This window comes from Streptomyces sp. NPDC016459 (genome assembly GCF_040632845.1).
Classification (GTDB): Bacteria; Actinomycetota; Actinomycetes; order Streptomycetales; family Streptomycetaceae; genus Streptomyces.
Genome location: NZ_JBEYCR010000017.1, coordinates 84880 through 96694 on the forward strand (window position 1 = coordinate 84880; position 11815 = coordinate 96694).

An 11815-nucleotide genomic window follows, 5' to 3' on the forward strand; every position below is an offset into this window, starting at 1 on the left:
GCATCTGGAAAGACCGACGTCACGTGGCTGCCGTGGGGACGGCCCATGGATCACCGTCGTGATCTCGGGTGCTGTCTCAGCCATGAAGCGTCCCGTCCGGGTCAGCCTGTCTTGCTGGCACGCCATTCGAGGGCTTGCGGGGTTTCGGTGAACTCCACCAGGTGCTCGCCCGCGAAGCGTTCCAGTGCGGTGCGTACCTCGATGGGGGTGACGTAGAAGAACTCTTTCCTGCTGTTGACGCGGTTGACGCGGCGGTCGGCGAACTCCTGGTGGAGGCGGGTTTCGAGGCCGACGGCGTCCTTGCTGAAGATCAGTGCGTGGACGTCGAAGCGGAAGGGGACTGCTGCTCCGCTGAGTTCGTAGACGCGATCGAGGGGTTCGAGGCGCCGGGTCATGCCGATCTTGACGATGCTGTCCCCGAAGGCGCCGATATTGGAGACGACGTAGACGTATCCGGTGCGGACGTTCGCGGCGCGTGCGTCGACGTCCTGGAGCGCCTGCTGGATCTCGGCGAGCTTGGCTTCCATGTCACGTACGGCTTCGTGATCGCCCTGGGCACGCATGCGTTCGAGGGCGGCTTCGTAGTGGTTGAGTTCCTTGTTCAGCTTCTCCCGTTCGCGATCCAGCTCGCGCTGGGCGGCTGCTTCCTCGCGCTCACGGGCTCGTGCCTCGCGCTGTGCTTCCTTCTCCTCATCCTTCTTCTGCAGGAAGTCGGCGGTCAGCTGCAGTTCGCGTACCCGGGCGTCGTGGTAGGCGTCGGAGATGCGGATGTGCATGGTGGCGCCGAGCCTGGCGATGGTCTCCCGGCTCTTGTAGAGGCGGTCGACGAGTGAGGTGAGGCGGTGGGGGCGCATGGCGCGTACGGCGTAGTCGGCTTCGGCGTTGTAGGCGCGGAGCATCAGTTTGGAGAAGTCCCGGATCATCTTGCGGCCTTCGCGGGCGGAGCCGTTGACGGTCCAGTCCGTGGCCGCCAGGACGGCCTGATTGTTGCGGGCGAAGTTCTTGATCTCCGCCTTGAGGGAGTCAAGGCGGCTGCGGTAGGCGACCGCGTCGTGGAGCTGGTGGTGGTAGGCGTAGATGCCGGCCTGCTGCAGCAGGACCGTCTCGTCGGTGGTGACGATCTGCGCACGCAGCTCGGTCAGGCGGCTCTCGGCCTGGTAGATCTCTGCGCGGTACTGCTCGACCTCCTTGCGGATCCGTTCGGTGTCCTTCGCGGCCTGCTTGGCGTCAGCCTTGATGTCCTTGGCGGTCTGGCGGGCCTGTGCCACGAAGGATTCGGCCTCGGCCTGTGCCTGCGCATGCAGCGCGGCTGCCTCCTGGCGTGTCCGCTGCATGAGGCCGGCGACCTGGGCGGCGTCGGCGCCTTGCGTATGCGCGATCCACTGCCTGAGTTCCTCCACCTCACTCGCCTCATCGCGCCGCCAACGGCCGAACAAGCCTCTCTTGCGCCCGGCGGGAACGCCGGGCGCAGGTGTGTACTGCTGGGGCACGGCGGCCGTCGACGGCGCGCCTTGGGGTGTGTCGGGCAGCCACATCTGCCAGCCGGGAGGGGGCGGCGGCCAGGACTGGTCGGGCTGCCAGCCCGCCGGAGGGACCCAGCCCTGGACCAGGGGCCAGTTCGGCGGCGGATTGAACCGGAACCCGTTCACACTCACCCGTGCACTCCCCTCCCCCGGCACCATCCGGTGCCCCGCCCTCGATTTCCCGCGCGATCATGCCGTGCAGGCTGCCGGGAGGAAGGCCGATCACGAGGATCGACGCAAAAGGCACCCTGGCTGCCACCGAAGGCCTGCGGGAGGGGCGTCGTCGCGCTCCGGCTTCGAAAGAGCCATACTCGGCGCGTGTTGCCGCCGGTTTGGGCGACGTTTGTCAGGCTCCCGCGGACGGGATGGCGTGACGCTGCCGCACCGAGCAGCCGTTCTGCGCGGCCCTGTGTCCCGGGCGGGACCGTGCCTGCCGAGAGGGCCGGCATTCCGCCCAGGGCCAGTCAGTGTGTCTCGGCCACGCGGGGGGATATCGCACATACCACTCGTGTGCTGCCCAAGACCCCTTACCCTGCACATCAGATGGCCGGTTTCTATGCCTCCGGTCCCCCCACTTCCAAGGAGTTGTTCGTGTCTGCTTCCCTTACGCCCGTCCAAAGCATCGACGCCACGACCGCGGCACTCCAGGAAGAGCTTCCTCGCCTGGAGCAGCTTCAGCAGGAACTCGAGAAGGAGCTGGCCGCGGTCTCGGAGCGCGTCCTGTCGGTCCGTACGGCGCTGACGGCCCTGCTGGCCCTGGCCGAGACCCCTGCTCCTCGGGCGGCGGTGCCGCCCATGCCTGAACCGGCTGTGGCAAAGGGCGAGACGGCGGTCGAGGCGGCGCCTATGCAGGAAGCGGGTCCGGTTCCCGCGCCCCGCAAGGCCGCCACCACACGCGCGGCCAGCGAGCGTAAGACGACGCCGGCCAAGGCCAACGGGCGGAAGGAACGTTCCTCTGCGAAGAAGCCTCGCGTCGCGACCGCGTCGCGGAAGGCCGCTCCTGCCGCGAAGGACCCTGCCGGCTTCACCGAGCAGGTGATCGGCATTCTCGCCCGTTCACCGGAGACTGCGATGCGCGCGCGGGACGTCGCCCAGGCACTCGGCCGTGATTCCTCGACGGGCGCCGTGAACTCCGTCCGCAGCACGCTCGACCGCCTCGTGGCCACCTCGCGGGCCGCTCGGGCCGGCCGAGGCCTCTACCAGGCCACTGCCACCAGCTAATCCAGCGCAGGGAATCGCCGTTGGCACCACAGCGCCGGGCCTGGCGGATGGCGGCAACTCGCGCTGTGGTCCGTGCCCTCACACTGATCCGCTGAGGCCCAGCTGCGCATCGTTGCGGGCCAATCCGACGAGGGCTGCGGCGTCGTGTGCGAGTTCGTCGGCTGCTCAGAGCCGCACCTCACCCAGGCCGCCGCAGCATCTCGTCGCCACCCGTTTCAACAGTCGGCACCACGATTGACCGCGCTCCCCCGCCTCTTTCCATAGGGCGCGCGAACTACCGGGACTGAAACCACCAGATGCCCCCAGTCACGGCAGCACTGCCGGCTGCGTACGCAGCGCCTCGGATCACGGCGAACCCTGCGGCCCGAAGCAGGTGCCGAGGTCCTTTGCGGAAACGGCTCGTCATTTCGTCTCTCCTCTGAGCTGGCTGCCGTGCGCACGTTGCGCGGCAGGCGTATGGCTCAGTAGGCCAACCCGTCCCCGAGTGAGGCCCTGCGTGAATCGCGGGGTTCTAACTAGACTCGCCCCGTGGCATGGAAGGAACCCAGCGAAGCCGAGCAGCGACTGCGTGAGCAGCTTGCGGCGCACGGGCTCTCAGTGAGCTGGGCGAAGATTCGTCGATGGCGCGAGTTCGGTGCTCTGCCGTGGAAGAAGCAGGAAGGCCTGGGGCGTGGGGCTGGGTCGAGCTCGGGGCTCCTACCGGAGACTTTCGCTGTTGCTGAAGCCCTGGCTCTGGCCACGGCGAAGAAGCGGCCCCTGGAGCAGGCCGTGCTCGAGGTGTTCACCACGGGCACTCGGCTCGATCAAGTCCTCGCGGCCGCGACGGTCCCGCTACCCGAACGCGCAGTTCGACGCGCTCTGGCCTGGTACATGGCGCGGGACCGCTCCCATCCCCTTGCCGCCATCGAGATGGCCGCCAGATCCGCAGGCGGCTGCCCCGATAAGGCCATGGACGCCGCTATGGAGGCGGCTCACCGCTATTTTCCCAAGCTGTACCGCCAGGCGAAACAGAAGGGACAACCGCCGGGTATGACGGTGCCCGACAGCCTCGCCGACGCCGACGCACTCGCGACCATCGCCGTGGCAACGGTGCTCGGCTTCGAGGACTTCGGAGCCGACGCCGTTGTGGAGGCAGTGAGCCAGTCGCTGCCCGAACTCGCTGACGAGTACGGCGACCAGGTCTTCGCCCAACTGCGCAGCGCTCTGCAAGGGGCGGAATGTGACGGTGCGAGCCCGTGGTCCCGCCGTACTCGCTGGCCCTCGCTTCAGGACCGGATCCAAAAAATGGAAGAGGTCGAATACGCACAGCTCTGCAGGATCCGCGATGCGCTGACCCTGCTCGTGGAAGCTTCCCCCACGCTGGCGCTGGCACGGAGAGCAGGGGTCGTAGATCCGGCTGTACGGCACATTGAGGCAGTTCGGGCGGTGAACCGGCGCACAGATGAGTACCTGCGACGGGCCGAGAACATCAGCAGCTACCCCACGGAACGAGCCTGGAAGGACTTCACCGGTCTTCTCCTGAACGTCTGCATTTCGCCGCGGCGCCTCAGTACATTCCAGGACGATGTCACTGTTCTGGATCCTGCCTTGAACGACGTCCCGGGTCTTGGCCGTCGGGTGCTCGCGAGCTGTATCGCCGCCTCGGCCGGCGAAGCATAGGGGTCTCGCTCACTGCAAGAACACCATGCACCGGATGCCAAGCCGAAGCGAAGCCGTTGCGGCTGAGTCTTCAACGGGGTGCAGGAGGTACCGATCCCTGGCACGCAGCGGGACAGGTCGGCATCAACCCTCTACGGCCTCATAGCGCCTAGGTGTGCCATCGTTTCAATGTGAGTTCTGAAGACACAGCTGCCTACGCGTCACTGATGGCAGGCATCGCTGCCCTGGTCATGGTCGCTTTCGGACTGCGCCAGTTACGCTTGCTACGGGAGCAGAACCGGAGCAGTCAAAGGGCGAGTGCTGCTGCTGTCGAAGCTGCAGATGCTGCTCGGGCTGCCGTCACTGAAACGGCTCGGACGCGCGCTGATACTTTCGCGCCAAGGATCACGGTGCTGCCTGAGAAGCCCCAGTGGCCTCCGCTCATCAGCCGGCACGCGTCCAGGGGAGATCGTCTGTTTTCCTCGGGCATCGTGCATGGCGCCGAGCAGCTGGGGCTGGAAGAGTTGATCTTCCCCGAGAGTGCGGGACACCTGATGTGGTTCGTCGTCCGTAGTGTTCTTACGAACGAGGGTGCCTCGACAGCGCGTGTCCGGATCATGGGAGACGGCGAGTTCATCGAAGGTGAAACACACCTGTTGCCTGCTGAGCGGCTGTCTGTCCCTCCGCGAAGTGCTGCAGGCTCCAGCTTTGGAGAGGACTACTTGTACCGGATGCACATCCTGCGTCCCGGACAGTCAGCCCTCATTCAGTGGGCCGCTCCCATGAAAGTTTCCGAGTGGACCGTCAACCATGATCTAGGAGCTCCACCAGAGGCGAGCGTGACAATCGAGGCCTTCGACCACGCTGCCCATGGTGTCATCGACCGCACCAAGGTGAGCGTCATCGCGCGGGTGCTTCGTCCGGTCCGCGGGCGTGATGCCCACTGGGCTCTGACCACCGCCGAACCCCCAGAAGTCCAAGTCGTCGTCTGGGATACCGAGCGCGAGTACCGCAGCGAGCAGCGCAACTGACATGCGACCGTAGCCGCAGAACGGCATCTGAGCCGATTGACGACATGTGTCCGTCGGAAGCCCGGGTAAGTTCCGAGCTACGGTGCCGAGCTAGTGATCTGAGTCGGAGATTCATCGTTGGTGAGTACGGGTCGTCCGGTCCCGGGGATTCCGCCGTTGTCGGTCACTAATGTCCAGCGGGCGGTGCGGGAGGACTGGTTGCATCGCCGGACGACGGCCCGGGCCTTGGCTCGGCGGTGGTGGATCGTGCTGAAATGCGCCGAGGGCCACTCGATCACGGAGGTGTCCCGCCGGCTGCGGATCACTTCGGGCACGGTCCGCACCTGCCGGGTTGGCGTCCCGGTCGACGGCTGCGAGCAGGACACCTTACGGGGTGCGGCCGGCATACACCAGGAGCGGCCTCACATTCTGGATCGTCCTTCGGCGGTACCCCTACGACGCCCCGGGGTATGTCCGAGGCTGGCCCTAGGCTAATCACGTCTTGACCCGATGAGGCTTCGTCCCGGTCGCTGTGCATGGGGATGGAAGCGGAAACAGAGGTCCCGTGTCGGAGACGTCTATCGGCCCGCAGGAACGCTCGTCGACAACGGCCGCCGGTGAAAGGTCCGTCGCGGCCGCCGGCAGTATCACCACAGCTGTGACCGGCGACGAGAACGTCGTCATAGCTGGCGACGTGAACGTCATCAACTGTTACATGATCTTCGGCAACACCAAAGACTCGGTAACTGGGTTGGCCGGGGTGGCGGCGGTGAATCAACCTCCGGCCACGAACAGGGAGAAGGTATTCGTTCCCGTACTTGCAGGCATCGTGAACTGGGTGGGGCAGGGCATCTCATTGCATCCTGGCCCACGCCTGGTGCGCGCTTATGTCGAACACGCCCTGCGCCAGGTAGGTACCGACGGGGTGGCCGCCTACGGCCAGGAGCTCGACAACGGCGACACACTGCTGTTGTTCACGGGTGCCGAGGATGTACGCGTGCTCGGCGCGCTCCTGCTGCGCGAGCTGGATCAGCTGATGGCGACAGACTGGCAGCGAGCCTCACGCAAGGAGGGCTACCTACTGCCGCAGGTACGACTGATGCTGCATGCCGGGTTCGGGGAGTTCGACGGCTCCAGCATCTCCAGTCCGTCACTTGTCGATGCTCTGCAGTCGCACTCCAGGACCACGGCGATGAACGACGCAGGTGCCGGGGACGCGGTCGGTGTGGTGGCATTGGTCGCGCGTGACGCCTTCGATGCCGAGGTCTACAGCTTGCACTGCAGCGGGGCCCAGCTCTGGCTTTCGTTCACACACACGGTGCCTGGTGCTGCCAGTCTGGACTTCTGGTTCCGCGGCGCGCTGGGCGTGGAACGTCGCGAGCCTCCTGCCGACACATGATGCGGTCGGATCCAGGATTCGCAACTAGGTTGTTTGGAAGCAGAGATGAGCAGGAGTGGTAATGCTGACGGGTTGGCGCAGGGGTGTGTTGTGGGCGGTGGCGACGGCTGCTGGTCTGGTCGTTGTGGGTTTGACACTGCTGCTGTGGCTGAAGGATCTCGGAACCGCGGGAACGGTAGCGGGTTTCGTCGCTGATACCGCCGCAGTCATCATGGTCGTCCTGGCCGTACGGGCTCTGTTGCTTCAGCCCGGTCAGCAGCCGAATCACACGACGGCCTCGGGCCCGGGGGCGGTCGCGGCCGGTCACAACATCGGCAGGGCCGTAACGGGCGACGGCAATCAGATGTCCGGGCCAGCCCCGGCCGTTACGGCGGGTGGTTCAGCGCCGGGTGGAGCGGTGGAGGCGTCAGGATCGAAGGCGGTCGCGGCGGGCGATTCGATCGGCGAAGCCGTGACAGGCGACAACAACAGATGAGAGGCCGGCCGGGTGAGCGTGGGGGGCGGTGTCAGCGCGTGAAGTCCTGGCTGAGCCTCTTCGGCAACGGACGGGAGAACAGGCAGCCCCGTGCCTCCCGGCAAGGTTCGGCTGAACCACGTGCGGTGTCGGCGTCGGGTGACGGAGCTGTCGCAGTGGGCGGAGATGCCTACGTTGTCGTGAATGGGCACGGCAACAACCTGTTCATGGATCCGGCGTACGGGGGGCCAAGAACACTAGATGACCTGGCTGCCGCAGGTCGGGCCCGTATGGTGCAGCGCTGGCATGCGGCCGGCGTTCCTCTAGATATGGCCTGCACGTTCGCCGATACCCCATATGTGAGATCTCTTCCTTCTGCGATGGCGCCCTCGTCCGAAGAGCGTGTAGTGGTCCTGGAGGGTGGCTTCGGGGTGGGTAAGTCGCTGGCGGCGGAGCGGCAGCACCAGCAGGACATCGCTGCGGTCCGCGGCGATGGGCGGGCCCCTATTCCTGTTTACCTCCATGCCAAGCACATTCAGGGTGATGTGGTCGACGCGGCGATCCGGTCGGCACGTCCCTTCGGTGATCCGGCAACCCGTGGTGTCGCTCTGGTGGTGGACGGACTGGATGAGCCCGGCCCGATCCGTGGCAAGGAATTGCTGGATCAAGGTCTCAGCTGGGTCGCGACTCCGGCAGGGCAGTGCTGGCGCATCCTGTTCACGGCCCGTGCCGGTCTGGGGATGGACGAGTCGGTTCGCCGAACCATGCCGGAGCTGGAGGAGGATGAGGCAGCGGCGTTGATCGACCGGCTCGGCGGGAAAGGATCTGCTGTGGGCGGTCAGCCGGGCATGGTGCGCCATGTGCTGCGCCGGCCGCTGTTCGCCATTATCGCAGCCGGGCTACAGCGCGATCAAAGTCCTCTGCCGCACAGCCCGGTGTCCTACCTGCAGGCGCTGGTGACCCCGGCACTGCGCGATGCGGAGGAGGTCAAAGAGGAACGCGCTGAGCGGTTGCTGCAGCGGCTGGCCACGGAATGTGTGAGCACTGGTGGTCTGGCAGCAGCCGCTGACGTGGGCAGTCCTGGCGACGTGCACGCGCTGCTGGATACCCGGCTGGTGGTACGTGTCGGCGAGCGGCATCTGGCGTTCGCTCTACCCGTGCTTGAGCAGTACTTCGCTGGCCAGGCTCTGCTGACCGGCGAAGTACCGGCCGAGGTGACGCAGAACGTGGAGCTGCTGGACCGCTGGCGCTACGGGCTGGCCATGGCGGTCGCCTCGGCAGGCTGGGAGGGAGCACGAACGGTGCTTGAACCTCTGCTGCGCACCCAGCCGGGCATCGCGGCTTGGGCCGTCCACGAGGCCATCCCTCGCACTGTGCCTGAGGGGGAAGGTCCGTGGCCGGATATGCCTGCCAGTCTGGTCAGCCAGCGCCTGCAGACGACACTCGAGGCCTGGCAGCAAGGTCTCAGCCCGGCAAGTGACCTGATCTCCCTCTACACAAGATGGTCTGGTCCCGTCACCGTCGATGCCCGCCTGGAGGGCAACAGACTGGGGCTGCACATCCTGCGCCGCGAAGCCGGCCACACTCCGGGGCTCGCTGTCCCCGTTCTCCATCGCTGGGCGGAGCCACGCGGAGTACGTCCCCTGGCGGTATCAGCCGGGCCGGTCGCCGCGGACTACGCCGCCTGGCCCTGGCACACGACCCTGGGTATCTTCACCTCACACCTGCACGCGCTTTGTGAGCACAGAGACTTCGACCTGACCGACTGCGACGCCTACACCAAAGAGCGGCTATGGCTGGCGAGCGCAGACCTACTGGGGCGCGCTCCTCAAAACTTCACACCGCTGCGGGCAGACGAAGCGCACAAGATCTTGCGCCAGAAGCTCTACTCCAAGGAAAGCCTGCCTGTCCGATCGAGCTACGGTCACCGGTTCAGCGGTCGGCAGGCGGAGCTGCTTCGGATAGACGAGCAACTCGGCAGTGGTCGATGGGCTGACTCCAGTGGCATGATCCACCACCCCTACGCTGTGCCCGACCAGGAACATACCTCCCCCATGCACGGGGACATCTACAGTCCCTCACAGCTCAGGCTGCGCACCGAACGGGTCCTCACCGCCGCCGTGGAGATCTACACCGCGCTTGTCGACACCTGGTTCCCTCATCTCAGGCAGGTTCTCGGCCTGGCAAGCGCCTGCCCCGCCGCATTGGTCGCCGACCTGTACGTAGCCCCGCCCCAGGACAATGACTCCTATGAACCGCCCCTCATGCGGCTCTCCCTCCGCCCCTCGACAGGCAGCTCGGCCAGCGTCCGTCTCGTGCCGTCAGAGGATGACCTCTACGTTCCGGTCCCGCCTCTCCCACCCGGAAACGAGCCGACGAGGTCCCCGTGGGCACGCCCGAGCACACCGGTCGTCAGCGAACCCGAAGTCTTCGACGACGCTCCCGCGATCGGCTATGCCTACACCTGGCTCCACGAAGACCTGCACCGCCTGCATCTCACCGCACACGGACCACGAAGAACAAACTCTGGCCTGCCATAGCGCTCTTACGCGCGGCGCACGGCAGAGCTGCCTGTTATGGCACGCGGCGCTCGGGTAGCAGGCCCAGTTCACGTGCAGCGGCCAGGTCCTCGTACGCCGTGGTCCGTCCCACATGCATGCCGGGGCAGACGAGGGTGTCGATCACCTGACGCGTGGAGAGATCGGCTGGTGCGTCCCAGATGATCTGCGCGGTCTTCTCGATACGCGGCAGGTAGGTGCCCCACCATCGTGGCCCCGTACGGCGCCGGAGCTCTTTCACGAGGGCGATCTGCGGATCAGGCATGACATCGCAGAGTCGCCTGATACGTGGTCCCCATCCGTCAGCGAGCCATTCCCAGCCCTCTTCGGTGGCTTTGAAGGGGCCGTAGGGAATCACGGACAGGGCCAGTGGCAGAGCGAGCTTCCGGGCGGCAGCGCGGATCCGGTCCTTCTCCTGGTCCGAAGGCACGCCGCCGATGGTGGTGGCGTTCACCTGCTCGACGAACCCTCCACGGTCGACCTCGAGCGCGATGCACATGTCCACGCCGGTGGCGTTGCAGCTCAGCCAGATACGGAAGCGGGGTGGGAAGAGATGGCCGGCCACCTGGGCCGGACGGTCCTTGAACCAGGCCTCGTCTCCGTCATGAAGACTGGAAGGCTCGACGATCAGACCCTCCGCCCAGTAACGGTTCACTCGGCTCCCTCTCCATGGGTGCTGCGGAGCGCACCGATCAGCAACAGACCGAGGGTTGTCGTCCCGCCGAACGCCACGGCGGCGTCCCGTATGGCCTTCGTGGCCGGTTCGGAGTCGGCCTGGGCAAGGATCACGGCTGCGGCAGCTGCGAGCAGCCCGACAAGGACAGCCACCAGTACGCGGTAGTTAGTAGGTCGCACCGCTCCACTCTCGGGGCAACGATCCCGGCAATCCAGCGTTCCTCGGTCCGCAGAACACGAGACGGAAAAGCGGACAACCTCTGACCTGCAAAGATGACCCTCCAACGTTGCACCTGCCCGGACGTCCGGGAGCTGCCGTACAGGCTGCGGGGCTCGTTGGGGGTCCAGCGGGGCGGCGTATGAGCCCGCCGCCCTTCCTCGGCTGGCGCCGGTGCCTGGGCATTCCCCGCGTGAGGCCTGGGCCTCCGGTTGACGGTCCGCCGCGTCCAGGTGGCGAGAAGGCCTTTTCGGTGCTGCCCAGCTCGGGGGTGATCTCGCTGTCGGTGTGCCTTCTCGCCTCGGCGCACGTGATGCGCCGGTCTCGGTGAAGACGTCGAGCACGCCGATGAACTACCAGCGGTCAACTGATCGGTGTCCTCAACCTCACAGGGGCGGATCACCACCGCTCGCGCCGCCGGTGAGCGTCTACGCTGGTCGGAGCCCGGATGACAGGTGACGGTCGACAGATTCTGTCAGGGCCTATGACGTCTCCCCCCGGCAGGGATTACCTGGTGTGGGAGGGCGTGGCGCGGCCGATGGGCAGCACTCCGATGATGATGAGGCGTGGGAGCTCGGTGGGGCTGCGGGCATGCAGGGTCGTCCATACGCGGTCTTTGACGTGGGAGGAGCCGCCGCTGTGTCTGCTGTGGTCGCCGACGAGCAGCAGGGCGAAGGGCACGCTGGTTGCGGTGTAGGTGGCGGTTTGAGCGAGATAGGCGGTCTGCACGTCGCTGTGTGTGAAGGGGGTGGTGCGGCGTTTGACTTCGATGGGGAAGCGCATGCCGGGCCGAGGTTCGTACTCCAGGTCGCTGCGTCCGCCGCCGCGGTCGGGCTGTTCGCGATGGATGGTGCCGTGGGGGAAGGCGGCGACGAGGTCGCGGTGGTAGTCGTCTTGCAGTGCTTTCTCGGGCCAGAATCGCGTGGGGTGGCCTGATGGGGGCGGTCCGAGGTAGGCGGTGCTGTCGCCGTAGAGGTTGGGCGTGGCATCGAAACGCAGGTAGAGGAACTTCAAGAAGTGCTCGACTAGAGCGTGTCCCTTTGATCAGTTGGTCAGTTGATCGGATGTGGCTGTCCGCTTAGTAATCACCGATGCGATGTGGGACCGGATCGAGCCGCTG

The 11815-nt window shown here is 66.2% G+C and carries 10 protein-coding genes; 6 read left to right on the forward strand and 4 right to left on the reverse strand.

Annotation, left to right across the window (positions count from 1 at the left end):
- Positions 1–101 precede the first annotated feature (101 nt).
- Entirely contained in the window at positions 102–1655 is a 1554-nt protein-coding gene (locus tag ABZ567_RS28520) for a DUF4041 domain-containing protein (protein ID WP_360795031.1), read from the reverse strand.
- 411 nt (positions 1656–2066) lie between these two features.
- Between ABZ567_RS28520 and ABZ567_RS28525 the strand changes: the two genes are divergently transcribed.
- The 6 genes from ABZ567_RS28525 (at position 2067) to ABZ567_RS28550 (ending at position 9785) form a co-directional block, all read left to right on the forward strand.
- Entirely contained in the window at positions 2067–2744 is a 678-nt protein-coding gene (locus ABZ567_RS28525; RefSeq protein WP_360795034.1) for a hypothetical protein, read from the forward strand.
- Between the two features lie 528 nt (positions 2745–3272).
- Positions 3273–4403, forward strand: coding sequence for a hypothetical protein (locus ABZ567_RS28530; RefSeq protein WP_360795037.1), 1131 nt, complete (start codon positions 3273–3275; stop codon positions 4401–4403).
- A gap of 206 nt (positions 4404–4609) precedes the next feature.
- Positions 4610–5413, forward strand: coding sequence for a hypothetical protein (locus ABZ567_RS28535; protein ID WP_360795040.1), 804 nt, complete (start codon positions 4610–4612; stop codon positions 5411–5413).
- 637 nt (positions 5414–6050) lie between these two features.
- Positions 6051–6791 (forward strand): hypothetical protein, encoded by a 741-nt coding sequence (locus tag ABZ567_RS28540; RefSeq protein ID WP_360795043.1) that lies wholly within the window; start codon positions 6051–6053, stop codon positions 6789–6791.
- A 61-nt stretch (positions 6792–6852) separates the two neighbouring features.
- Positions 6853–7266 carry a hypothetical protein gene (locus ABZ567_RS28545; protein ID WP_360795046.1) on the forward strand — a complete coding sequence of 138 codons (414 nt, stop codon included), beginning with the start codon at positions 6853–6855 and terminating at the stop codon, positions 7264–7266.
- A 269-nt stretch (positions 7267–7535) separates the two neighbouring features.
- Positions 7536–9785 carry a hypothetical protein gene (locus ABZ567_RS28550; protein WP_360795049.1) on the forward strand — a complete coding sequence of 750 codons (2250 nt, stop codon included), beginning with the start codon at positions 7536–7538 and terminating at the stop codon, positions 9783–9785.
- Between the two features lie 34 nt (positions 9786–9819).
- Here ABZ567_RS28550 and ABZ567_RS28555 read toward each other — a convergent pair whose 3' ends face one another.
- The 3 genes from ABZ567_RS28555 to ABZ567_RS28565 all read right to left on the reverse strand — a co-directional run bounded on the left by ABZ567_RS28555 (position 9820) and on the right by ABZ567_RS28565 (position 11709).
- Positions 9820–10458, reverse strand: a complete 639-nt coding sequence (locus ABZ567_RS28555; protein ID WP_360795052.1) for a hypothetical protein — start codon at positions 10456–10458, stop codon at positions 9820–9822.
- Entirely contained in the window at positions 10455–10631 is a 177-nt protein-coding gene (locus tag ABZ567_RS28560; protein ID WP_360795055.1) for a hypothetical protein, read from the reverse strand. The genes ABZ567_RS28555 and ABZ567_RS28560 overlap by 4 nt, the downstream gene beginning before the upstream one ends.
- Before the next feature lie 571 nt (positions 10632–11202).
- Positions 11203–11709 (reverse strand): hypothetical protein, encoded by a 507-nt coding sequence (locus tag ABZ567_RS28565; RefSeq protein ID WP_360795058.1) that lies wholly within the window; start codon positions 11707–11709, stop codon positions 11203–11205.
- Between the last annotated feature and the right edge of the window lie 106 nt (positions 11710–11815).